The 22,636-nt window shown below is 69.1% G+C and carries 20 protein-coding genes; 9 read left to right on the plus strand and 11 right to left on the minus strand.

What is annotated here, in order from left to right; genetic code table 11:
• Positions 1–86 precede the first annotated feature (86 nt).
• Positions 87–383, plus strand: a complete 297-nt coding sequence (locus ABZS29_RS22300; RefSeq protein WP_355464188.1) for an STAS domain-containing protein — start codon at positions 87–89, stop codon at positions 381–383.
• Here the strand turns inward: ABZS29_RS22300 and ABZS29_RS22305 are convergent, their stop codons facing one another.
• Positions 384–2,417, minus strand: a complete 2,034-nt coding sequence (locus tag ABZS29_RS22305; RefSeq protein ID WP_355464424.1) for a DEAD/DEAH box helicase — start codon at positions 2,415–2,417, stop codon at positions 384–386.
• Between the two features lie 770 nt (positions 2,418–3,187).
• On the opposite strand from ABZS29_RS22305, the gene ABZS29_RS22310 reads away from it, so the two are divergent.
• Genes ABZS29_RS22310 through ABZS29_RS22320 form a run of 3 tightly spaced genes read left to right on the plus strand, consistent with a single transcriptional unit; the run spans position 3,188 to position 6,525 of the window.
• Positions 3,188–3,919, plus strand: coding sequence for a lysophospholipid acyltransferase family protein (locus tag ABZS29_RS22310; protein WP_355464189.1), 732 nt, complete (start codon positions 3,188–3,190; stop codon positions 3,917–3,919).
• Positions 3,909–4,853 (plus strand): TIGR03621 family F420-dependent LLM class oxidoreductase, encoded by a 945-nt coding sequence (locus tag ABZS29_RS22315; protein WP_355464190.1) that lies wholly within the window; start codon positions 3,909–3,911, stop codon positions 4,851–4,853. The genes ABZS29_RS22310 and ABZS29_RS22315 overlap by 11 nt, the downstream gene beginning before the upstream one ends.
• Before the next feature lie 10 nt (positions 4,854–4,863).
• On the plus strand, positions 4,864–6,525 hold the full coding sequence (locus ABZS29_RS22320) for an FAD-binding oxidoreductase (protein ID WP_355464191.1): 1,662 nt from the start codon (positions 4,864–4,866) through the stop codon (positions 6,523–6,525).
• Between the two features lie 6 nt (positions 6,526–6,531).
• Here the strand turns inward: ABZS29_RS22320 and ABZS29_RS22325 are convergent, their stop codons facing one another.
• Genes ABZS29_RS22325 through ABZS29_RS22335 form a run of 3 tightly spaced genes read right to left on the minus strand, consistent with a single transcriptional unit; the run spans position 6,532 to position 10,737 of the window.
• The gene (locus tag ABZS29_RS22325; RefSeq protein WP_355464192.1) at positions 6,532–8,304 is read right to left on the minus strand and encodes a glycoside hydrolase family 9 protein; all 1,773 of its coding nucleotides are present in this window, start codon (positions 8,302–8,304) and stop codon (positions 6,532–6,534) included.
• A gap of 50 nt (positions 8,305–8,354) precedes the next feature.
• Positions 8,355–9,839: an FAD-dependent oxidoreductase gene (locus ABZS29_RS22330; RefSeq protein ID WP_355464193.1), complete on the minus strand. Its 1,485-nt coding sequence runs from the start codon at positions 9,837–9,839 to the stop codon at positions 8,355–8,357.
• Positions 9,840–9,846: 7 nt separating this feature from the next.
• A complete protein-coding gene (locus ABZS29_RS22335) occupies positions 9,847–10,737 on the minus strand; it encodes a diiron oxygenase (RefSeq protein WP_355464194.1) in 891 nt (296 codons plus the stop codon).
• 100 nt (positions 10,738–10,837) lie between these two features.
• On the opposite strand from ABZS29_RS22335, the gene ABZS29_RS22340 reads away from it, so the two are divergent.
• Entirely contained in the window at positions 10,838–11,494 is a 657-nt protein-coding gene (locus ABZS29_RS22340) for a transglycosylase SLT domain-containing protein (protein ID WP_355464195.1), read from the plus strand.
• Here the strand turns inward: ABZS29_RS22340 and ABZS29_RS22345 are convergent.
• Positions 11,484–12,461, minus strand: a complete 978-nt coding sequence (locus ABZS29_RS22345; RefSeq protein WP_355464196.1) for a cation diffusion facilitator family transporter — start codon at positions 12,459–12,461, stop codon at positions 11,484–11,486. The two genes, ABZS29_RS22340 and ABZS29_RS22345, sit on opposite strands and share 11 nt — an antisense overlap.
• Positions 12,462–12,568: 107 nt before the next feature.
• On the opposite strand from ABZS29_RS22345, the gene ABZS29_RS22350 reads away from it, so the two are divergent.
• The gene (locus ABZS29_RS22350; RefSeq protein ID WP_355464197.1) at positions 12,569–13,726 is read left to right on the plus strand and encodes a heavy-metal-associated domain-containing protein; all 1,158 of its coding nucleotides are present in this window, start codon (positions 12,569–12,571) and stop codon (positions 13,724–13,726) included.
• Here the strand turns inward: ABZS29_RS22350 and lexA are convergent.
• Positions 13,723–14,376: a transcriptional repressor LexA gene (gene lexA, locus ABZS29_RS22355; RefSeq protein WP_355464198.1), complete on the minus strand. Its 654-nt coding sequence runs from the start codon at positions 14,374–14,376 to the stop codon at positions 13,723–13,725. The genes ABZS29_RS22350 and lexA overlap by 4 nt on opposite strands.
• Before the next feature lie 217 nt (positions 14,377–14,593).
• Between lexA and ABZS29_RS22360 the strand changes: the two genes are divergently transcribed.
• From ABZS29_RS22360 to ABZS29_RS22370, 3 genes are all read left to right on the plus strand, one after another.
• Positions 14,594–16,624, plus strand: coding sequence for a DUF1906 domain-containing protein (locus tag ABZS29_RS22360; protein WP_355464199.1), 2,031 nt, complete (start codon positions 14,594–14,596; stop codon positions 16,622–16,624).
• An 80-nt stretch (positions 16,625–16,704) separates the two neighbouring features.
• Positions 16,705–17,532: an alpha/beta hydrolase gene (locus tag ABZS29_RS22365; RefSeq protein WP_355464200.1), complete on the plus strand. Its 828-nt coding sequence runs from the start codon at positions 16,705–16,707 to the stop codon at positions 17,530–17,532.
• On the plus strand, positions 17,532–18,344 hold the full coding sequence (locus ABZS29_RS22370) for an LLM class flavin-dependent oxidoreductase (protein ID WP_355464201.1): 813 nt from the start codon (positions 17,532–17,534) through the stop codon (positions 18,342–18,344). Before ABZS29_RS22365 ends, ABZS29_RS22370 begins: the two co-directional genes overlap by 1 nt.
• A gap of 4 nt (positions 18,345–18,348) precedes the next feature.
• Here the strand turns inward: ABZS29_RS22370 and ABZS29_RS22375 are convergent, their stop codons facing one another.
• From ABZS29_RS22375 to ABZS29_RS22395, 5 genes are read right to left on the minus strand one after another with little or no spacing between them, the layout of a single operon-like run.
• Complete coding sequence (locus tag ABZS29_RS22375) at positions 18,349–19,218, minus strand: helix-turn-helix transcriptional regulator (protein ID WP_355464202.1); 870 nt, start codon at positions 19,216–19,218, stop codon at positions 18,349–18,351.
• 44 nt (positions 19,219–19,262) lie between these two features.
• Positions 19,263–19,586, minus strand: a complete 324-nt coding sequence (locus tag ABZS29_RS22380; protein ID WP_355464203.1) for a YciI family protein — start codon at positions 19,584–19,586, stop codon at positions 19,263–19,265.
• 8 nt (positions 19,587–19,594) lie between these two features.
• Complete coding sequence (locus ABZS29_RS22385; RefSeq protein ID WP_355464426.1) at positions 19,595–20,251, minus strand: alpha/beta hydrolase; 657 nt, start codon at positions 20,249–20,251, stop codon at positions 19,595–19,597.
• Between the two features lie 34 nt (positions 20,252–20,285).
• Positions 20,286–21,155 (minus strand): phosphotransferase, encoded by an 870-nt coding sequence (locus tag ABZS29_RS22390; protein WP_355464204.1) that lies wholly within the window; start codon positions 21,153–21,155, stop codon positions 20,286–20,288.
• Between the two features lie 9 nt (positions 21,156–21,164).
• Positions 21,165–22,619 (minus strand): phosphatase PAP2 family protein, encoded by a 1,455-nt coding sequence (locus ABZS29_RS22395; RefSeq protein WP_355464205.1) that lies wholly within the window; start codon positions 22,617–22,619, stop codon positions 21,165–21,167.
• Positions 22,620–22,636: the final 17 nt, after the last annotated feature.

Consider the following 22,636-nt stretch of genomic DNA (forward strand, 5'->3'; position numbering starts at 1 on the left):
TCGGCCGGGTGGAGCGGGCGATGAGTCGTCCCGTGGATGTCAGCGGCCCTTTTGTGTGTACGTGGTCGGCGGTTGGTGGGTGTGTCGTGGTGAAAGTCGCGGGGACGATCGACGAGGCGACGGCGGACGCCTTCGCCGATGAGTTACGACGGATCATCACGACCAAGGCTTCGACGATCGTCGTCGACGTACGGCGGGTCCGCGAGCTGGATGCCGCAGGTGTCGACGTACTGGTCGCGGCTGAGGCGTTGGCGGGTGAGCACGACGGCTGGTTGCGAGTCGCCGGTGGGCAGCCGTGGTTGCGAGACATGCTCGAACCACGACAGCTCACGGTGTACGGCGAGTTGGTGCAGGCGTTGCCGTCGTACCGACGGGCTCCCTGATCAGGACAGGGCGTCGGTCAGCAGCGAGACCAAGGCTTCGAGCTGGACGTCGGCCGACGAGCCGACCTCTTCGTCGGAGCCGTCGAGGGCCTTGGCGGCGAGGCCGGCCTTCGAGTCGATCAGGTCGGCGATGCGGGTGTCGATGGTCTGCGCGGCGATGATCCGCCACGCGGTGACCGGCATCTCCTGACCGATCCGGTGTACCCGGTCGATCGCCTGGGTCTGCTCGGCATTGGTCCAGGACAGCTCGGCCAGGACGACGTTCGACGCGACCTGGAGGTTCAGGCCGACGCCCGCCGCGAGCAGCGAGCAGACGGCGATCGAGACCTCCGGGTCGTTGGTGAAGGCGTCGATGTTCTTCTGCCGCTTGGTCGAGGTCTGGTCGCCGCGGATCGAGGCGAACTTGATCCCGCGCTCGGCGAACAGCTCCTCGGCGGTGTCCATGGCCTCGATGTGGCGCGCGAAGAAGACCACTTTGCCGACGCTCTGGGCGAGCTGGGCGGCGTAGTCCGCGGCCAGGCCGGCCTTGGCCAGACCGATCCGGCGGACCAGGGAGAAGACGTTCTCGCCGGTCTTCTTGTTGTCCATCTCCTGGCGTTCCCAGCCGGCGACGCGGCGGACCAGCTCGTGGTCGATCCCTTCGACCGTGACCCCGGAGGTGCGGGTCTCGAGCGCCGTGTTGTACCGCTTGACCAGGCGCTCGGCGAGCTCGCGCTCGGCCTCGCGGATGGAGCGACCGACGGCGCCGTCGAGCTCGACCGGGAGGTCGGCGATCCGGCGGGCCGGGATGTCGGCGGCAACGTCGACCTTGCGGCGCCGGACGATGCCCATGTTGATCACGGCCGACCGGGCGGCGGCGTAGAAGCCGGGGTCGGCGGGGACCAGCTCGGTCTCCTCGAGCGCCTCCATCAGGTCGGCGCGCGGGCCCTTCTCGTCGATCCAGCCGAGGAACTGCCAGATCGCGGTGAAGTCCTCGATCGAGTTGATCAGCGGCGTCCCGGTCAGCGCCATCAGCAGCGGCCGGGTGGTCCGGGTGCGGATCCGCTCGGACAGCTCGAGCACGTTGCGGGAGCGCTGCGACTTCTTGTTCTTGATGAAGTGCGCCTCGTCGACCACCATGCCGCGGAAGCCGAGGTCGCCGAGCCAGCCGACGTGCCGATCCAGCACCTCGTAGTTGACCACGACGATGTCGGCGAAGCCGTCGATCGAGTCGCCGTCACCGTGGATGACGGTCGCCTTCTTCTGCGGCGTCCAGATGTCGGCCTCGCGGGCCCAGTTCGTCTTGACGACGTTCGGTACGACGACCAGCAGCGGGTACGCGTCGGCCGCCTTGGCCGCGAGGAGCGCCTGAGCGGTCTTGCCGAGACCGGGCTCGTCGGCCAGCAGGAAGCTGCGGTGACCGGCGGCCGCGGCGGCGATCAGCCGCGACTGGTGCGGCATCAGCTCCTGGTTGATGGCGATCCGCAGGTTCGTCGGCTCCGGCAACGGCATGCTCGCGGAGGCCGCGGCGTACTCGAAGGAGCGGAGCAGGGGAGTGATCAGCTCCCAGCCGGCGAGCCGGCGGGCGCGAACCGGCCGGGATACCGGCGGTGCGCTGAAGTCGGGCGCCAGGAACGGGTTCGCGAGCTGCCGCGCGACCACGGTCTTCGGCACAACCCGCCGTACGGCGGACTCCGGCGCGACCTCGGGCTCCGGGGCCGGCGGCTCCTCGGGGGCTTCCATCCCGGCCGCGGTGAGCATCTCGCGGCGCAGTGTCGACGCGGCCTCGGACAGTACGGCGTCTTCGGCGAGCAGCTGGAGCAGACTCGGCTCGCGGGCCGCGGTCTTCGCCAGGATCGTCGCGACCCCGTCGAGGCGGCGCAGCTGCTCGGCCCGATAGGCGTCGGTGGCCGACTGGTCGGTGTTGACCCGGGCGCGCTCCTCGCGGACGAGCAGCGCGACGACCTGGAACTTGGTCCGGGTCGACGGCTTGATCGCGGCCCGCTCGACGGCGCCCTCGACCTCGCGGACGGCCTTGGCCAGGACCGGGATCAGACCCTCGGCGTCCTTGGCCGGCCGGCGCCGGCCGGTGCCGGCGCTGCGACCGCCGGAAGCCGCGCCGCCAGACCCCCGGCCGCTCGTGCTGCGGCTGCCGCCGCCGCTGCTGGAGCCTCGACCGCCTCCGGAGCTCTGCTTCCGGGCGTCGCCGGACGTGCGGCGGGTATCGCCGCCGTCGCCGCCGGTCTCGCCGGATTGCCGGCGGCCGGAGCCGCTGGCGGCCCCGGACTGGCGCTGACCTCGTCGGGCCAAGGGTCCTCCTCTGTCGTGCCACGGACCACTGTCCACGGCGAACGCGGCACCGCGCGTCACCACGCCGACGGCGACACGTCGCAGAGCGGCCCGGTGCGGGCCACCCCCAGGAGCGCGGATCCGGCGCTCCGGCCAGCGATCGAGATCGTGGATTCCGGCGGAACTGACGGCGCAGATTCACCATGCAAGCCGGTCACCGCAGAGTCGGCCACTCCGGCCGGCAACGGTGACGATCGGCCCAGAAGGCGATGCCGATGTTCGGTGTTGCCAGAATACTACGCTCGGTCCCCGGTCAGGTCACCCACCGGGACCCGTTCGGGCCCGGCGATTCGCTCTCGCCGGCGGTCAGTAGGGTGTCGCTGTCCCGGTCGCGGCCCGCTCACCGCCGCTCGACCGGGTGATCGCGGACTGTGAGGCCCGAGAAGGAGAACGCGTACCGATGGCGCTCGCGCACCTGTGGCACGAACCGACGTCGGGTTCCAGTTGCGACATGATCGCAGGTAGTGTCGGCGCCGATGAGCGCTGAGCCTGCCTCCGCCCCTGAACCCGACCCTGCCTCCGAACCCGGACCCGTCGCTGCCGCCAAGCGTCAGCCGGCCTGGCTCGAGTCGCGGTTAGCAGGCATGCTGCGGATCGTCGTTCAGCGCGCGTTGCTGAAGCCACTGGTTCGCTACCTGGTCCGGGTCGAGGTGGTCGGCCGCCCGGCGGTGACAGGTCCGGTCGTCGTGGTCGCGAACCACTCCAGTCACCTCGATGCGCCGCTGATGGTGACGTTCTTGCCGCTCGCGCTGACCCGGCGGCTGGCCGTCGGTGCGGCGGCCGACTACTTCTTCGACAGCAAGCGGCGCGCGATCCTGACCGGCCTGGTGTTCAACGCGTTCCCGATCGACCGCGGCAAGAACCGGCCCATGCGCGGTACGTCGGGCCGGCTGCTGGACGACGGCTTCAGCCTGCTCGTGTTCCCGGAGGGAACGCGCTCGCGCGACGGGCGGATGGGCACTTTCCAGCCGGGCGCGGCCGCACTGTGCGTGAGTAAAGGGGTGCCCTGTCTGCCGATCGGCATCACCGGCGCATACGATGCGATGCCGCGGGGGCGGAACTGGCCGCGCCCTGGCCGGCTGCCGGTCCGGTTCGCGATCGGCGCCCCGCTGACCCCTCGGCCGGGGGAGTCGGTGCCCGAGTTCGCCGCCCGGATGCAGGCCGCGGTGACCGCCCTTCACGACCAAGGAGTTCGCGATGCCGGCTGACAAGCCGTTCCGTTTCACGGTGCAGTGTTCCTCGCCGAACGAGGTGACCGCGGTTTCCTGGGCCGCGCTGGCCCGCAAGGTCGAGGACCTCGGCTACTACAGCCTGACGGTGTCCGACCACCTGGACGAGCAGATCGCGCCGATCGCTGCCTTGATGGCCGCCGCGAACGCGACCAGCACGCTGCGGATCGGCTCGATGCTGTTCTGCAACGACTACCGGCACCCGGTCGTGCTGGCCAAGGAGGCCGCGACGCTGGACGCGCTCTCCGGCGGTCGCTTCGACCTCGGGCTCGGCGCCGGCTGGCTGCACACCGACTACGAGCGGGCCGGCATCCAGCTGGACCCGCCGGGGGTGCGGATCGACCGCCTCGAGGAGGCGCTCGCCGTACTGAAGGGGTTGTTCGCGGCCGAGCCGTGTCACTTCGAGGGCAAGCACTACCAGGTGCGCGGTCTGGAAGGGACACCGAAGCCCGTGCAGCGGCCGCACCCGCCGATCGTGATCGGTGGCGGCGGCAAGCGGGTCCTGTCGCTGGCCGGCCGCGAAGCCGACGTGGTCGCGGTCAACATGAACATGCAGAAGGGCGTGATCGACGCCTCGGTCGGCCCGAATGCCACGGTCGCGGCGACCGAGCAGAAGATCGCGTGGATCCGCGAGGCCGCGGGCGACCGCTTCGACGACATCGTCCTGCAGTCCCGCATCCATCTCGCGCTGGTCGGCTTCGACCGGACCGAGACCGCCAACAACCTGGCCGCCGGCTTCGGGCTCACCCCGGAAGAGGCCGTCGGTACGCCGCACGCCCTGTTCGGCTCGGTCGACGAGATCGTCGAGGACCTGCTGGCCCGGCGTGAGCGGTTCGGGTTCTCGTCGATCGGGATCGCGGTCGACGCCCTGGACTCGATGGCTCCCGTTGTCGCCAAGCTTGCTGGATCTTGAGGAGACTGACATGACCGTGCAGCACATGAAGTGGTGGGGCTGGGGCGTCGACGGTGTCGCGTTCTCCCACGCCGACAAGCCGTCGCTGGCGCCGTTCGTGCAGAAGGTCGTCGACGTCGACCTGAACGCCGACCCGAAGCCGCCGCTGGCGTTCGAGGAGCTCGACGTGCCCACCTCGCGGCTGACCGGAGAGCTCGAGAAAGCGCTGTCTGATGTTCTCGGCGCCGAGTACGTCGTGCGGACCGATCTGGACCGGGTGGTGCATGCCTTCGGCAAGAGTCTGCGTGACCTGCTCCGGATCCGCTCGAGTGATCTGCGCCGGATCCCCGACGTGGTCGTGTACCCGGCTGACGAGGAGCAGATCGTCGCCGTACTGGACGCGGTGGTGGCGGCGGACGCCGTACTGATTCCGTTCGGTGGTGGCAGCAACATCTCCGGCAGCCTGGAGGCGCCGGCCGATGAGACGCGCCAGGTGGTGTCGCTCGACCTGGGTCGCCTGAACAAGGTGCTGGAGATCGACGAGCAGTCCGGGCTGGCCCGGATCCAGGCCGGTGTCCTCGGCCCCGATCTGGAGAAGCAGCTCGGTGAGCGCGGCTGGACGCTCGGCCACTTCCCGGACAGCTTCACCCACAGCTCGCTCGGCGGCTGGATCGCGACCCGTTCGTCGGGCATGCAGTCCGACAAGTACGGCGACATCGCGGACATCACCCGCGCGCTGCGCGTCGTGCAGCCGGGCCGGACGCTGGCGACCCGCGCGGTGCCGGTGACGTCGACCGGGCCGAGCGTGCGCGAGATGATCCTGGGCAGCGAAGGCCGGCTCGGCGTGATCACCGAGGCGACCGTGCAGGTGCACCGCAAGCCGGAGAAGCGGGTCGTGCTCGGCTACTTCTTCCCGGACTGGAAGCGCGGCGTCGCCGCCATGCAGGCGATCTCGGCGAGTGACGCGGCGCCGTCGATCACCCGGATCTCGGACGCACGGGAGACCGCTTTCTCGTTCGCGACCCGGAAGACCAGCAAGGGCTTCTCGAAGTTCATGAGCTCCGCGCTGATCGCCGTACTGCGTAAGCGGGGCTGGGATCTGGAGCAAATGTGCCTGTCGTTCATCGGCTACGAAGGCAGCGCTGAGCACGTCGCGCGGCAGCGCAAGCTGGTGAAGAAGATCGTCGCGGCGCACGGCGGCATCGGCGTCGGAGAGGGCCCGGGCGCGCTCTACGACCAGAAGAAGTTCGATACGCCGTACATCCGGGACTTCCTGCTCGACCGGGGCGCGCTCGCGGACGTGTCCGAGACCTCGGCGGCGTGGTCGCAGCTGCTGCCGCTCTACGACACGACCGTCGAGCGGGCCAACAAGGCGTTCGCGCAGCTCGGGGTGAAGGGGTGGATCATGTGCCACCTCTCGCACTCGTACCACAGCGGCGCCTGCCTGTACTTCACCTTCGCGTTCAAGCAGTCCGAGGGCGACCCGATCGCGCAGTACGACGTGGTGAAGTCAGCCGTGCAGCAGGCGTTCATTGACGCCAATGGCACCTTGTCGCACCACCACGCGGTGGGCACCGAGCACTCGCGCTGGCTGGCCGACGACATCTCCGAGGCCGGCGTACAGATGGTGGGTGGCATCTTCGGTGTCGTCGACCCGGGCCGCAACCTCAACCCGGGCAAGATCGTCACCTGACCGAGTTCACCGCGCCGAGGCGGTGGCGAGCAGAAACCAGGCGGTGTGCGGAATCCACTGTTCCGCCCACCGCCACTCGTCGCCGTCCGGCGCGTCGGACGGGAGGAAGGCGATGTCCTGCTCATCGGTGAAACCGGCGGTGATCCCGTTGACGATGCCGCCGGGGAAGTTCGGGAAGTCCGACGCGTAGTCGGGGTTGTTGCGGCCGCGGCCCTGCAGCATGCAGGTGTCGAAGGGGTTGCGCCCGGTGATCCAGGCGAGCTGGTCATCGGCGAAGGTGATCAGGCGATCGTAGGTCCCGGGTGGCAGATCCGCGAAGCCGCGGAGATCGGCCGGAAGCGCTGCGACCCGGGCGCAGGCACTCGCCGCGGCTGAGAGCGACGCGATCGCGGCGTTCTCGCCCTGCCACCAGTAGCCGGTCTCGTTCGCGTGCGGGAAGAAGAAGGACTCGCGCGGTTCCTCGCCGAGCGGCTGGACGAGCGTGCGTGGGTAGCCGAACGGATTCGGTACGGCGTCGGTCCGCCGCACGATGTCGAGCATCGCCCGGAGCGCGGTCTCTCGTGCGGCTGCGTCGTCGAATACGTCGGCGAAGCGCAGGAGCGCGAGAACCGGCAGCCCCGGCTCCGCGGCGTGGAAGAACGGCCGGTCGGCCTCGTCGGCGCGGAACCATCCGGGCCCGTCGTCAGGCTGGACGTACCGCGCGATCAGGGAGGCCGCCCGGCGGCGGGCCGCTTGGGAGGCTGCGCTCTGGCCGCTGACCGAAGGCGCCGCCGAGCCTTCCCCCTCCTTTGCTCCACCGCCTTCCGCGACGACCAACTCGGTGGCGGCGAGGAGGGCTGTGTAGTCGTCGAGCACGGACTCGGTGCCGTCGAACAGGTATTCCAGGTTGTGCTTCTCGAGATGCTCGAAGCCTGCTTGGGCCGCTTGCAGGTACTCGGCGCGGGTGAAGTCGCCGTCGTCATCCACGGTCGACGCTCGGGCCAGCGCGGCGATCGCCAGTCCACCGCCTTGCCGATAGCCCGCCTGGTACCGGCTCGTGCGCACGCTGTTCTGCAGTGGTGCCGTGACGACGCGCTCTTCGAGCTCCTTGGTGAGCGCATCGAAGATGCCGGTGTAGAAGTAGCCCTCCGGCGATCGGAACCGCATCAGGAAGTCCGCACCCCACAACGACTCGTCCCGCAGCCGTGCGCTCAGCATCCGCACCAGCCCGGGATGGTGCTCGATGAGTTCGTCGCGCGCGGCCAGCATCGCCCAAGCACACAAGGGGATCTGCTGCGGACTCATCGTCGACGTGTAGGTCAGATGCGACAGGAACTTGCTGGTGTCCCCACTCGCATCCAGCCATCCGCCGCGCGCATCGACCGTCGCGCCGGAGTCATCACCCCAGAACTTGGCCGCCCGGTCCTTGCGGTCGATCTCGCCGCTCGACCGCATCGCCTTGAAGTACGCCAGTACGTCGGACATCGTCTGCCGCTGAATCCGCTCCGGCGCCACCACGAACGGCGTCGACGTCGTCTCCCCGCCCTCGAACCGGATCCGTACGACGTACTTGCCCTCGGCAAGGTCTTGCGGGAGCAGGATCCGCACATACGGACCGCCGGACCAGCCCGGCACCCGCTCGACCGGCTGCGGTTCCAGCTCGATCGTCGTACCACCCCCGTCGAGCGTGGCGCGGACGACCGGGAACGGCATCACCGCCACCACGGCTTTACTGCTCTCGCTGCCGAACCCCAGATGCGACACCAGCACCCGCAGCATGTCCTCGTCCAACGCCCGCACCAGGACCAACCCCTCTCGTCGGTCCTATCCAACAGCATCGGACCTCGGACTCAGCGGCGGTGTTTGGTGGCTAGGCGGAGGAAGCGGCGGTGCGAGCTGGGGGGAGGCGGGAGTACGCCGGTGGTGGCGTCGGTGAGGAGGGTGTCGACGGTTTGTTTGGCGCAGGTGCGGTTGGTGCCGATGCCGCCGGTAGGGCCGCGCTTGATCCAGCCGACGACGTAGGTGCCGGGGCGGTCGGTGACGCGGCCTTCGTCGTTGGGGATGACGCCGGTTGCTTCGTCGAAGGGGAGGCCGGGGACGGGGGTGCCGCGGTAGCCGACGGAGCGGATGAAGAGGCTGGTGGTGAGGGGCAGGCCATCGGTGGTGCGAACTGCGCTGACTTGGTCGGGGCCGATGAGCTCAGCGACGCTGGTGTAGAAGCGGAGAACTATGCGGCGGCCGGGTTTGGGGGTCGCTGCCCAGTCGATGGTTTCGAAGGCGGTGTCGCGGAGGGCTGCCGCTTTGAGGTTGGCGGCGGTGGTGACGGCGGCGCGGATGCGGGTGTCGTGGTCGTCGATCACCAGGTCGACGCCGGCTAGGTGCTGGAGTTCGAGCAACTCCGACAGACTGTACGACGCTTCGGCCGGACCGCGGCGAGCGAGCAGGACGACCTCGCGGTCTTCGTGCGTCGCCAGGGCGGAGAGCGCGTTCGGAGCGATCTCGGTGCTTCTCAGCGCGGCCGGATCGGTGGTGAGGATGCGGGCGACATCCAGCGCGACGTTGCCGGTGCCCGCGATCACGACGCGGCCCGGCGGGAGGTCGATCGGATCGACCTCAGGGTGGCCGTTGTACCAGTTGACGAAGCGGCGGGCAGGGATGCTGCCAGGGAGGTCTTCACCCGGAATGTCGAGGCGGCGGTCCGTCGCGCTGCCAACCGCGTAGATGACTGCGTTGTGGTGCGCCAGCAGATCGTCGTGCGTGAGGTCCCGCCCGATCTCGATACCGAGCACGGTACGGGTCCGCGGGTGGTCGTGGAATCGCGCGAAGCGGTCGGCCACCTTGCGGGTGGCGAGATGATCCGGAGCGACGCCGTACCGGAGGAGGCCGCCGGGGGAGGGGAGGCGGTCGATCAGGGTGACTTCGGCGTCGGTGTGCAGGAGCAGGTCCTCGGCGGCGTACAGGCCGGCCGGGCCGGTGCCGACGATTGCCACCCGCAACGGCATCCGGGCCGAGGGCAACGGACGCGGTGGTTCGGGCTGTTCCCAGGCGTGAAAGTTCGGTGCTGGGTCGGTGACCGGTGCGAGGTCCTCGAAGTACGCCGCGTTGATCGCCGCGTACTGCTGCAGCGGACCGGTCAGCGTCTCGATCGGGTGGATCGCGTCGGCCGGGCAGGCGTCGGTGCAGGCGCCGCAGGAGATGCAGGTGTTCGGGTCGACGTACAGCATCTCGGTGCTGCCGAAGGCGCGCTCCTGCGGTGTCGGGTGGATGCAGTTGACCGGGCAGACCGACACGCAGCTCGCGTCGCTGCAGCACGACTGCGTGATCGCGTAGGGCATCGGCCGCTCAGATCAGGTTCGCGCGGCGGTAGATGGCGACGGCCGGCCGGGTCAGCAGGCCGACCGAGGACAGGAACTCCATCAGCCCGGCGCAGCTCGAGCGCAGCATCGACTTGTAGTGCTCGTTGGTGCGGGCCTCGCGCAGACAGCGCTCGACGTCGAGTCCAGCAGCGGCGTACACCGAGCCGTTGACCATGCTCTTGATGATGAAGTACGCCGCGGCGGCGACGATGACGCTGCTCTTCAGCCGCCGCGCCCGGCTCGCCTGGGCCAACTGCTCGCGCACCTCCTCCCGGGCGAACTTCATGTGCCGCGATTCCTCGACCACGTGGATGTTGCTGATCGTCCGCACGAAACCGACGACGCGCTCGTCCCGCATCCAGTCCCGCTGCATCACGTCGGTGACTTCCTCGGCGACCAGGATCGCGGCGTACGCCGTCTCGGCCGAGGCGAGGGTCTTGAAGGCGCGACCGAGCTCGATCACGTGCCGGCGCGGCCGGTAGGCCGGCGCCTCGAGCTTGGCGGCGCCGCGGGCGAACATGATCGAGTGCCGGCACTCGTCGGCGATCTCGGTCAGCGCCCACTGGAAGTCCGGATCGGTCGGGTCCTTGGCGTAGAAGTCGCGCAGCATCATCTGCTGCAGGATCATCTCGAACCAGATCCCGGTGCTCGCGACCGACGCCGCCTCCTGCCGGGTGAGCGCCCGCTGGCGGTCCTCGCCCATCTCGTGCCAGTACGCCGTGCCGTAGAGCGTGCTCCACTCCGGCGTCAGGCCGTGCAGTCCGGTGTCGAGCGGGGTGTCCCAGTCGACCTCGACGAGCGGGTCGTACGACACCGTGTCCGCCGAGCGCAGAAGCTGCGCGGTGACGCGTTCACCGGTGCTGTGCGTCGCAGTCATGGTCGTCTCCGTTCGGTTCGGATATGCCATCTTCGATGTTACATCGACAATGGCAGATGTCTAGAGGTGTCGGCGCGGCGGCACCGGCTACGGTGGGTGAGTGGGTAAGCGTTGGATGCTGGTCGTCGCCGGTGCGCTCGTGGTCGGCATCTGGAGTGCCCGTGGGCACGAGCAGCCGGCCACCCCGGAAGCGGCGGTGTCAGCAGCGCCCAAACCAACGCCGGCGCCCAGGTCGACGCCCAAGCCGAAGCCGACGGCCGGCAACTGGTACGACGACTACGATCCGGCGCACTTTGCCGTACAGGTCCGCAAGTCGGCCAAGAAGGCCGGCGTGAACCCGCAACTGCTGATGGCCATCCTCTACAACGAGGACTACAAGCCGCACACGCCCGAGCTCGAGCGGTCCTGGCAGCGGATCAAGCCCGACGCGTCCTTCGGAATCGCGAACATGCACCGCGCGGCCTTCGACCAGACCAAGCGCGACCGCTTCCCGAAGCGCCAGTGGGAAGAGCTGCCGGACCACCCCGACCTGGCCATCGAAGCTGCCGCCTGGCACCTCCACGACCTCGCGAACCGGATCCCGGGCAACCGCGAGTCGAAGTACACGGACGACGAACTACTTGCCCTCGGCTACAACGCCGGTGCGGGCAACCTGCGCGCCTTCGCCCGCGGCGCTCGACCCGGTGCGCAAGCCCAGTCCTACCTCGACAAACTCCACGCCAACTGGTCGAAGTCCGCCAGCGCCCTCAACTCGTAGCGCTCGGCAACAACCGTGTCGTGTCGCCCGGGCGGGTGAGGGTGAGTAGGGCACGCTCGATCTCCGGGCGGGCGTTGAGCGCGTCCTCGATGGTGTTGAGTCGCTCGGCCACGTCGGACTCGGGAGCGTTGCCGGTGAGATCGACGGCAGCGACCAGGAAGATCCGGTCGGCACCCACCCACTCCATGTGCAGGAAGCTGACGGCTTCGATCTCCTCGTGTTCGAGGAGTGCGTGCAGTGCGCGGTCGTGGGCGGTCGGGCTGACGGCTTCGCCGGTGAGGAAGTCCATGTTCCGGCTGATCAAGAACAAGGCGACGAAGCCGAGGAGCAGCCCGACGATGATCGAACCGATCGCGTCCCAGGCCGCGTCGCCGGTCAGCTGATGCAAGGCGATGCCGGCGGCTGCCACCAGGATCCCGATCAGCGCAACCAGGTCTTCGACGAAGACCGCGCGCAAGATCGGGTTGGAGGTGGTTTTGACGTAGTGCAGCGGCCGGATGTGTCGCAGCGACGCCGCCGAGCGGGTCTGCCGGAGCGCCTGCAGGAAGGAGATTCCTTCGAGGACGAACGACACCCCGAGTACGGCGTACGCCCACGTGTACGACGCTTCTTCGGGCTCGCCGCTGCGGAGCGCCTGGATGCCGTGCCAGACCGAGACCGCGGCGCCGACGGTGAACAGTCCGAAGGCGGCGAACATCGACCAGATGTAGCCGACCCGGCCGTAGCCGAGCGGGTGGGTCGCGTCGGCGGGTTTGGCGGCGCGACGTTCGCCGATCAGCAGGAAGACCTCGTTGCCGGCGTCGGCCCACGAGTGGGCGGCTTCGGCGACCATCGACGCAGAGGCGGTGATGACCGCGACGACGCTCTTGGCGAGGGCGATCAGGATGTTCGCCGTCAGGGCGACGACCACGGTGACAAGGCTCTCGCCGCCGTTCGGCTGGGTGCTGTCTGCCTGCGCGCTGCTCACGCGTCCGACACTAGTCCGCACCCGGCCGGGGACACGCCGTGGGAGGCGGCCCGAGCCGCTCGGAGTTCCTAGACTCGGTGGTGCCGTTGGAGTCCCGGGAGGCGCCGATGACCGTTGAACCACGTCTCTCGGACGATCGCTCCGAGGTCGCGCGGATCTTGTTCGAGCTCGCCGTGCCGGGGCTGTTCCAGGATGTCGCGGACGTGGTGGAGCCGCGTCGGATCGAGTACCGCGAGGAAGCGGTTGCTCGCGTTCTGGGCGGTCACCTCAGCACGGGTCAGCTCGAGTACGTGACCCGCTCGATGTCGCCATGTCCGCCGTACCTGGTCACTTCGGCGAGGCATCGGATCACCTGGCGGGACAGCCTCGGCATCGTCAACGTCGCCCACACCGGACCGCTCGGAGCGGTCGTTCCCGTTGTCGCTCGCGAGGCCACGCTCGAACTGTGGGCCCAACTGCGGTCCGGCCTCGAGCGCCGTACGGCGGAGCTCCCGGAGCGCGCGATCAAGTTGCTAGCGGCAACAACCACCGACCGCGCTCCGGTGGAGATCTTCCGCACCGGTGTCGACGCGGCGGCCCGGACGCTGGTGCAGCACGCGTTCGTCGCCGGTCAAACGCCGTACGGCGACGCCGCGGCGCTGGCCCGCGGACTCGCGGAGAGCGGTGTCTTCGACGCGGTCGCGACGACTTGGTACTGGGGACTTCAAGCGTCGACGTATCGGCGCGGCATGATCCCGGCGTCGTTCGTCACGTTCGCCGGTCGGGTGCGCTACTCGGTCGACACCGTGGTCGCATTGCGCGCGATGAAGGACGCCCAGTTGGCGCATGCGCAGGATGAGAGTCTTGAGCCGCTGCCGAGCTCCGCCCAGTACAGCAAGATCGCGCCCGGCCAGCGACCGCGCTGCCTCGCCCGCAACCCCCACCTGTACGACGAGGGCCGGACGAGCGTGCTCGCCATCGTCACTGACGCTTTCGTGGCGACGTTCGTGCGCTTGCTCGATCACGTCGAGGTCGTGCCGTCCGTCGTCGAGCATGCCGAACTGGTGACCGCGACCTCGGCCGAGGTGTTCGAGGTGCCGGACATGACCTGCAGCCACTGCACGCGGACGATCACCAAGGTGCTCGGCGAGCTCGGAGTGCCGGCGCCGGAGTTCGACCTCGTCACCAAGAAGGTGGTCGCGGTGTTCCCGTCGGCCGAGATCCGCGAGCGTGGCTTCGAGGCGATCCGCGGTCGCGGCTACACCGTCGTACCGCTGGCTGACTAGACGGAGCGCAGAACCGAGACGACGACGCCGAGGATGGCGGCGTTGTCGCCGTCGATGACCTCGAAGGCGGGGTTGCGCGGCTCGAGGAAGACGTGGCCGTTGCGGCGCTTGTAGACCTTGACGGTCGCCTCCTCGTCGATCATGGCGGCGACGATCTGCCCGGAGTGCGCCTCGTGCTGCTGCCGGACCACGACGATGTCGCCGTCGCAGATGGCCGCGTCGATCATCGACTCACCGCGGACTCGGAGGCCGAAGACGTTGCCGCGCCCGGTCAGCTCGCGGGGCAGCTGCATGACGTCGTCCACGTGCTCGATCGCGGAGATCGGCGTACCGGCGGCGATGTCACCGACGACCGGGACCGGGACGTTCGAGCTGTTCTCGTCGCGGCTGACCGCCTCGGGCAGGAACATCCGGACGTCGATGGGCCGCGAGACCGACGCGCTGCGCCGCAGGAAGCCCTTGTCCTCCAGACTGGCCAGGTGTTTGGAGACCGAGGACGAGGAGCGCAGACCGACCGCGTCACCGATCTGCCGGCTGCTCGGCGAGTATCCGTGCCGCTGCACCCAGTCGCGGATCACCACCAGGATCCGTTGCTGACGCTCCGGCAGAGCGTTCGCGTCGAGGTCGCCGAACAGATCGAGATCAGTCACCGCGGAATCCTAGGCCGGATCGTCCGCCCGGTCGGCCACCGACCCACCCCTGGCCCCGCCGAATTAACGAGCTAGTTGCCACTTCGTGCAACGGCGGCGTGGCGGCTACCGAACGCCGATAGCATCCAGGCATCGAGTCGAGTGCCGGAAGCTCTTCGACAGCGGCCGCCGCCGCGGCTTGACTCGGGGGGAATTCAGTCATCAGTGAGGAGCTGTTGTGAGGTTGTTCAGACCTGGGGTGGTCGCACTCGCCCTCGGAGTGGTTGCCGGCGTGACTGTAGCTGTGGCCGGCCCGGCCGCCGCGGAGGAGACCCGCACCGTCTCGTACCGCGGCTATCAGGTGACCGTCCCGTCCGACTGGGCGGTGGTCGACCTGGCCGCCGACCCGACCGCGTGTGTCCGGTTCGACCGGCCGGCCGTGTATCTCGGCCGCAGTACGGCGCAGTCGAACTGCCCGGCGGATGCCGCCGGTCGCAGTCACGGGCTGGTTCTCGAACCGCTCGTCACCGCGACCCGGTCCACGCCGGGCTTGCTGCGCCGCGTCGTCCAGGACGCCGGCGTGCTGGCGACGGCGTACTACGAACCAGGGGCGGAGCGCGCCGCGGCCGACGTCCTCGGCACCGGGCGGGTCGTGTCGAAGTCGCGCGTCGCCGAGGTGGCCCAGCCGGCCGCCGTCGCGCCGTCGATTGTTGCCACCGGCACCTTGAAGGGCGAGGCGTTCGACGCCTGCGCCGCGCCGCCGCAAGCCACCATGGACGCTTGGAAGCCGGACTTCCAGGGCGTCGGCATCTACATCAGCGGTGGCGTCCGGAAGTGTGATCAGCCGAATCTGACGCCGGACTGGGTGACCACGAACGCGGGCAAGGGCTGGCAGTTCCTGCTCATCGACATCGGGCTGCAGGCGCCGTGCTCGACCTTCAGTGCCGACAAGAAGATGTCGGCCGACCCGGCGACGGCGCTCGGCCAGGGCAAGACCGCCGCGGCCAACGCGGTCGTGGCCGCGCAAGGGCTCGGCTTCGCGCCGCGGAGTGCGATCTACAGCGACATCGAGCACTACACGTCGACGGCTGCCTGCAAGGCCGCCGTACTGTCTTATGTGAGTGGCTGGACACAGGAGCTGCACGCGCGTGGCTACCAGGGTGGCGTCTACGGCTCGGCCAGCTCGGTCGGCGCCGACTTCGCGAGCGCCTTCACGAGTACGGCGTACACGCGGCCGGACAACCTGTGGTTCGCGCACTGGGGCTCCACGCCGGTGGGGACCAGCCGGTTCGTCCCGGCGACCACGTGGACCAACCACGAGCGCGTCCACCAGTACGCCGGTGACGTCACCGAGACGCATGGCGGCGTGTCCCTGCAGATCGACCGGAATTACGCCGACCTGACCGCGCCGCCGCCTCCGGTGACGAATTTCTCGGTCACCGGCGCGACCTCCGCCGCCACCCTGCGCTGGACGAAGCCGGCCGGAGTCACCCTCGGCCAGATCATGATCCGCACGGCCGTCGGCTCCACGCCGCCGCCGCTGGTGACATCCGGTACGTCGGTCTACAACGGAACGGCGAGCCTCTACACGATGACCCGCCTGGCGAACTCGGCCAGCTACGCGTTCCGCGCTTGGGTGAAGGACAGCACGGGCAAGGTCAGCCCGGGCGCCGACGTACTGCTGGTCGGGACGAAGGCCACCCAGACTGCGAGCGCGGCCTGGATCACGTACGGCGGCTCGGTCACCGTCTCGACCACCGTCACCAAGCTGAACGGCACTCCGCTGGCCGGCGCTCCGATCGTGCTCTACGCCAAGGCGAAGAACGCGACGACCTACGCCGCGATCGCGACGGTGACCTCGGACGCGAACGGTCTCGCGACCTCGGTGCAGAAGCCTGGCGTTTCGACGCAGTACCAGTGGGGCTACAACGGAGCCGCTGGTCTGCTCGGCACGCGCAGCACAGTCGCGTTGGTCGAGGTCCGGCCCGGCATCTCGTCGTATCTGACGCCGGCTGCGATCAAGCTCGGTGCGACGAGCAACTTCTACGGCTACCTGACACCGCCGCACCAGGGCACCAAGGCGTATCTGCAGCGGAAGTCCGGCACGAGTTGGGTCGCGGCCGGGACGGGAATCCTGTCGGCCAACGGCAAGTACTCGTTCGTCGTCAAGCCGACCGCGAAGGGGACCTACACCTATCGCGTCGTCTGGCTGGCGGACGCTGACCACCAGGGCACACAGACGCCGTCGAAGGTCCTCACGGTGAGCTGACACTTCTATCGCGGACAGCGATTGCTTCGATCGGAAACAATCGCTGTTCGCGATTCGGTGTGCGGCCTAGCGTGGTTCGCATGACGACAGAGAAGCTCTTCGAGGTCAACGGTGTGAAGCTGTGCGCGGAGACGTTCGGCGACCCGAGCGATCCGGCCGTGCTGCTGATCCACGGTGGGTCCGCCTCGATGCTGTGGTGGGAGAGCGCGTTCTGCGCCAAGCTCGCCGCCCGCGGCCGGTACGTGATCCGCTACGACCAGCGCGACACCGGCCGCTCGACCACCTACCCGGTCGGAGAGCCGCCGTACGCGATGAGTGATCTGGCGGCCGACGCGGTCGGGTTGCTCGACGCGCTCGGTATCGAGAAGGCGCACGTCGTTGCGCAGTCGATGTCCGGCGGTACGGGGCTGATCATCGGCGTCGACCACGCTCCGCGCGTCGCCTCGCTGACGTTCGTCTCGACGTCGACCGGTGCCGACGACCTGCCGCCGCCGTCCGGTGACCTGCCCCAACTCAGTACGCCGGACTTCGGCGATCCGGCCGCGGTTGAGGAGTACGTCGTGCGGTCGATGGAGGCCGAAGCGGCGGGGCTGTTCGACGAAGACGCGGCGCGGGCCTTGGTCCGGGCCGACATGGCGCGGACGAAGAACTATGAAGCGGCGATGACGAACCACTACGCGATGACGTTCGACAGCCCGTACGGCGGCGGCTTCGGGGAGCTGACCATGCCGGTGCTGGTCGTGCACGGCGACCAGGATCCGTATTTCTCGGTCGCGCACGGTGAGGCGATCCGGGACGCCGTACCTGGTGCGAAGCTGGTCGTGCTGGCCGGGGCTGGTCATGGCATTCCGGAGCCGTTGTGGGACGAGTTCGTTGCTGCGCTGGCCGACCACACGGCGTCGAACTGATGCGCGCGGCGGTGTGGTTGCCGTTGTTCGACGAGCTGGCAGATCCGCTGGTGGTTGCTCGGCTCGCGGCGACGGCCGAGGAGGCCGGGTGGGACGGGCTGTTCGTGTGGGACCAGCTGTGGTGGCGCGAGCCGATCCAGGCGGTCGCCGACCCGTGGATCACGCTGGCCGCGGTGGCCTGTGCCACCGAACGGCTGCGGATCGGTCCGATGGTGACGCCGGTCGCGCGGCGGCGGCCGGTGAAGTTGCTGAAGGAGGCCGCGACGCTGGACGCGCTGAGCCAGGGCCGGCTGACCTTGGGTGTGGGTCTCGGAAGCGATCGGTTCGCGGGGGAGTACTCGCGCACCGGCGAGATCATCGATGATCGGGTCCGCGCCGAGCAGTTGGACGAATCACTGGCGATCTTGAAGGCCGGGTGGAGTGGCGAGCCGGTCGTGCATCGCGGGCAGCACTACCTGGTGGACGACGTCCGGTTCCTGCCGCGGCCGGCGCAGGGGCAAGTGCCGATCTGGGTGGCCGGCTTCCCGGGCAACCTCAAACCGATCCGGCGCGCGGCGCAGTACGACGGCTTCTTCCCTGTGAATCTCTCGTCGGCCGACGAGCTGGCCGCGGCGACCGGTCGGCTGCGGGAGGTCTTCGGCTCGGAAGCTCTGCCCGAGGGGTACGACGTGGTGGTGGCGCTGGAGCCCGGCATGGATGCACGAGCATTCGAGGAAGCCGGCGCGACCTGGGGACTGACCGATCTCGATCCCGCGAGCATGCGGCTGTCTGATGTCCAGGCTCTCGTTGCCGACGGCCCTCAGTGGTCGTAGCGGGTCAGTTGCTGAGGCGGTCGAGCAGCGCGGCGAGCTGAGCGTCGGTCTGCTGCGGCGGCGGACTCGTGGCGGCGAGCAGGTCGAGCGCCTGGGTGTACGTCTCGATGTCGTCGCGCTTGTCGAGGTAGAGGGCGCTGGTCAGGTGCTCCAGATAGACGATGTCCGGCAGGTCCCGCTGGGGGAATCGGAGCAGACTGAAGGCACCGCCGGTTGCGGCGTGGCCGGAGCTGCCGATCGGGATGATCTGCAAGGTGATGTTCGGTCGGTGCACCGCTTCGCGCAGGGCGCTCAGTTGGTGTTTGAGGACTTCGGTGCCGCCGATCGGCCGTTGCAGCACGGCCTCCTCGACCACGGCCCACAGCTTGAGTGGCGGGTCGCGATCGAGCACCCGTTGTCGGCGGGTGCGCAGCGCGACCACCCGCTCGACCTCGTCGTCGGCGCGCGTCACCCCGGTCAGCCGCGCCACGGCCCGGGCGTACTCCGCCGTTTGCAGCAGGCCGGGCACGAACTGGATCTCGTAGGTCCGGATCAGCTCCGCGGCGGCTTCGAGTCCGAGATATGCGTCGAACCAGTCGGGGGTCACGTCACCGTACCGATGCCACCAGCCGCGACTGTTCGCCTCGCGGGCGAGCTCGAGGAGGCGGTCCCGCTCGCGGGCCTCGGTCACGCCGTACAGACTCAGGAGGTCTTCGACGTCGCGCTCCTTGAAGCCGACGCGGCCGAGCTCGAGCCGGCTGATCTTGGACTCCGACGCGCGGATCGCCCAGCCGGCATCGGTCCGGCTCACTCCCGCCCGCTCCCGCAGACGCCGCAGATGACTCCCCAGCATCATCCGGAGAGCCGTCGGCCCCACAACACCTTGCCCCGCCATGAGGCCACTCTACATCATTATCGAACAAGTGTTCTAGCGCGGTTTCACTGGATCTGCCGCACCTCGATCTTCCGGTCGCAGGCCTTCGACGCCTCGGTGGCGAGCTCGAGAGCCACCGCCAGACTCGGGGCCTCCCACACCCAGAAGCCGGCCAGATACTCCTTCGACTCCACGAACGGCCCGTCGCTGAACAGCGGCTGCTCACCCCGGTTGTCGATGACCTTTGCCGCCTCGGTCTCCGTGAGTCCGCCAGCGAAGACCCAGTAGCCGTCGGCGATCAGCCGGTCGTTGAACTCGCTGATGACAGGCTGCCGGTCGGTGCTGCCCGGATTGCTCTTGTCGTCGATGACTGAGACCAAAAACTTCATGAGAGAGCTCAACTCCGAGGGGTCAAGGCGGCCAGGACGGCCGCGAGGCTGGACGGATCACGGCGCGCGATGTTGTGGCCGACGGGGATCTCGTGGACCTGCCAGGCCGGGTCGGCGCGGAGCCGTTCGGTCAGGTCGGCGAAGGGCGTGCCCGGCCAAGGGCCGCCACTGATGTAGGTCCGCTGCACGGCCGGGCTGGAGCCAGTCAGTTTGATCGGCTGGACGAAGCTGGGCATCGGGTGCGGTCGTGCACGCGGGTCGAGGCCGTCCGGCACCGCCACCCAACGGCCGTCACCGCGGACTCCGTCGATGAACATCTGCCGGAAGGCGTCGCTGGTCAGCGACCAGCACGAATCACCGTCAGCGGGGACGTACGCGTCGATGAAGACGAGGTGATCGAGGCGGTCGCCGAGCCGGTCCGCGACGCCGGCGATGACGAGCCCGGCATAGCTGTGGCCGCAGAGCGCCAGCGGTCCGCCGCCATGGTGCTCGACGAGTTCGGCGACCTGGTCGATGTGGGTGTCGAGGTTCGGGCAGTCGTCCGCTTGCCGGTCCTGCTCCAGCCCAGCGAGAGTCACCGCTTCGACCTCGTGACCCTCGCTGCGTAGCTTCGCTCCGACCTCGTCGAAGACCCAGCCGCCTTGCCAGCCGCCCGGCACCAGCATGAATTTCACCGCGCCATCGTAAGCACGTTACGGGCTAGTCCAGCCGGGATTCGGCCAGGCCCGTCCAGTGCTCGACATCCGCGGGGGTGAAGTGCCTGATCGCCCAGTCGGTCATCCGCAGGCTCATGTGAGCCCAGAGTGGGCGGAGTACGTCCGGCGGGAGCTCGTCGAGGAGAGCGTCCAGCCGTGCGACAACGGCCGGGTCCGGCTCGCCACCGTGCAGCCCGAAGCGCAGCGTCACGAGGTCGAGTCGATGGTCGCCACGGCCGGCGCCGTCCCAGTCGATGATGCCCGTGAGCTTGCCGTCGATCGCCAGCAGGTTGCCCGGGTGGAAGTCGACGTGGACGGCGTCGTCGCCGGCGAGCGGTTCCGGGTGCGCTGCGCCGACTATGGTGATCCAGTCGTCGAGTCGCGCCGTACGGCGGTCGTGTGAGCGCAACGGACCGTGGAGACAGAAGCCGGGGCCGTCGAAGCTGAGGTAGAGGTTGAGGCTTGGAACCGTCGAGTTCCCGGCGAGGAGGAGCCGTAGCTCGTCGTTGACGGCGAGCACCTGCGTGAGGAGTTCCTCGTCCACGGCGGAGATGGGGGCTCCGGGCAACAATTCCTGGACGGTCGCGACGGTCGTGCCGATCTGGACCGCGAGCTCCGTTCGCGGTACCGGCAAGCCGGTCAGCCGGGCGGCCTCGGACACCGCGAGGGGACCGGCTCGGAAGTCGGCCAGGCGCGTGCCCGGCCGCCACTTGAGCACCGCCCGGCGGCCGTCGTACCAGCGGACGAAGGCCGCGCCGACCTCGCCGCCGGAGCACAATCCTTCGACCTCGAGCAGTACGCCGGACTGCTCGGCGACCTCCCGCACCACCTGGTCGACGTCGAGTCGTGCGACGCGGCTCCAGGTCGAAGTCATGCTCCGACGCTAACCGATCGCGTCCTTCAGCAGTGCCGGAGTGACGTCGTCGGTGAGCAGTGGCTTGCCGTTGACGAAGACCGCGGGGGAGTGCATGAGGGCGTGCTGGTTCGACGCCTCGGTGACTGACGCGAGCCACTCGGTGTAGCTGCCGGCCTTCAGCTCCGCGGCGAACTTGCCCTGCGGTACGCCGAGTTTGTCGCCGAGCTGGATGAGCTGATCGTCGGTCCAGGCCTTGCCGAAGTCGCCGTAGAACGTGCGGAGGAAGCCGCGGCCCTTGCCGTTGGCGGCGGCCACGGCGAACAGACCGGGAACCTTCGAGCGGGCCTCGTTCGGATCCAGCGGCCAGTAGGTGACGGTCGCGGTGCCGTCTTGGAGCAGCGAGTCCAGGGTGCTGCCGTTGAGAGTTTCGAAGTGTGCCGCGCTTGCGTCGTCGAACCAGAAGTAGATGTCGATGCTCGTCTTCGCCACGGCCTGCCCGAAGGTGATGCCCTTGCCCGCGGTCCCCGGGCCGGTGATGAGCGCGGGCTCCGGTCCGGTGGCGACGTGCACCGGCGAGTAGAGCCGCCACGCATGGACACCGCCTGCGGCTATGAGTGCCAGCACGAGTGCTGCGGCGATCGCGATACCGGCAGCTCGGGTGCGCTGCCCGACGGTGATCCAGAGGATGACCGCGCAGAGCATCCCGATCAGCGCGAGCGGGATGCCCTCCAGAACGTAGCCGTTCCGGCCTGCGCCCAGCACCGCTCCCACAGCCGCGATGAGCAGGACTGGCACCAGGCCGAGCGTGCTTGGTGCAGCGTGTTCGGGCTTGAAGCGGGCGGCGATCGAGTACGCGATGCAGGCGAGCAAGGTTGCACCGATCGCATCGCTGGCTCGATGCCAGCCGAGATTCTGTACGGCGGCCGCCATAAAGGCGAGCCAGAGGACGCCGACCGCCGTGACGTAGCGGCGTACTCGCGGACCGGCGATCAGGATCGCACCGGCGACGAGACCCGCGGTGATCGCTACGTGGCCGCTCGGGAAGCTGGTCTCGACCACCGCGCCCGGAGCGCCCTCGAAGTTGGGCCGAAGCAGCGCGTACCGGTTCAGGATGAACGTGGTGGCCGCGGTGGCGACCGGCACGAACACACCGGCAGCGGCCAGCCACCAGCGCCGGCGTACGAGCGCGGCCAGCGCGATCAGCGCGGTGCCGACGAAGAAGGTGAGTTCCTCGCCCCGGATCGGCGGTGGACCGATCGTGTACTGGATCGCGCCGAGCCACGTGTCGGTGCTGTACCCGCGCAGCAGGGAGTCTTCGAAGGTCTGGCCGAACGGCGTACAGACCGCAAGCAGGTACAGCGCGACGAACGCGATCGCGAGCCCGATCGGCAACTGGTACCGGCGCAGAACGGGCGGGCGCTGAGCCGGGGCGGGCCGCCCGATCTCGATGGTGTCGGTCAAGGGCGGCGATTGAGACTCCACGGGGCCTGATCGTAGGT

Source organism: Kribbella sp. NPDC005582, from assembly GCF_040605415.1.
In the GTDB taxonomy this organism is placed as follows: Bacteria; Actinomycetota; Actinomycetes; order Propionibacteriales; family Kribbellaceae; genus Kribbella.

Bases quoted from the DNA above. Each gene is read 5' to 3' on its own strand.
- ABZS29_RS22310 (WP_355464189.1), top strand. From the start codon at position 3,188: ATGAGCGCTGAGCCTGCCTCCGCCCCTGAACCCGACCCTGCCTCCGAA.
- ABZS29_RS22315 (WP_355464190.1), top strand. From the start codon at position 3,909: ATGCCGGCTGACAAGCCGTTCCGTTTCACGGTGCAGTGTTCCTCGCCG.
- ABZS29_RS22320 (WP_355464191.1), top strand. From the start codon at position 4,864: ATGACCGTGCAGCACATGAAGTGGTGGGGCTGGGGCGTCGACGGTGTC.
- ABZS29_RS22330 (WP_355464193.1), bottom strand. From the start codon at position 9,839: ATGCCCTACGCGATCACGCAGTCGTGCTGCAGCGACGCGAGCTGCGTG.
- ABZS29_RS22335 (WP_355464194.1), bottom strand. From the start codon at position 10,737: ATGACTGCGACGCACAGCACCGGTGAACGCGTCACCGCGCAGCTTCTG.
- ABZS29_RS22350 (WP_355464197.1), top strand. From the start codon at position 12,569: ATGACCGTTGAACCACGTCTCTCGGACGATCGCTCCGAGGTCGCGCGG.
- ABZS29_RS22365 (WP_355464200.1), top strand. From the start codon at position 16,705: ATGACGACAGAGAAGCTCTTCGAGGTCAACGGTGTGAAGCTGTGCGCG.
- ABZS29_RS22370 (WP_355464201.1), top strand. From the start codon at position 17,532: ATGCGCGCGGCGGTGTGGTTGCCGTTGTTCGACGAGCTGGCAGATCCG.
- ABZS29_RS22375 (WP_355464202.1), bottom strand. From the start codon at position 19,218: ATGGCGGGGCAAGGTGTTGTGGGGCCGACGGCTCTCCGGATGATGCTG.
- ABZS29_RS22380 (WP_355464203.1), bottom strand. From the start codon at position 19,586: ATGAAGTTTTTGGTCTCAGTCATCGACGACAAGAGCAATCCGGGCAGC.
- ABZS29_RS22385 (WP_355464426.1), bottom strand. From the start codon at position 20,251: ATGCTGGTGCCGGGCGGCTGGCAAGGCGGCTGGGTCTTCGACGAGGTC.
- ABZS29_RS22390 (WP_355464204.1), bottom strand. From the start codon at position 21,155: ATGACTTCGACCTGGAGCCGCGTCGCACGACTCGACGTCGACCAGGTG.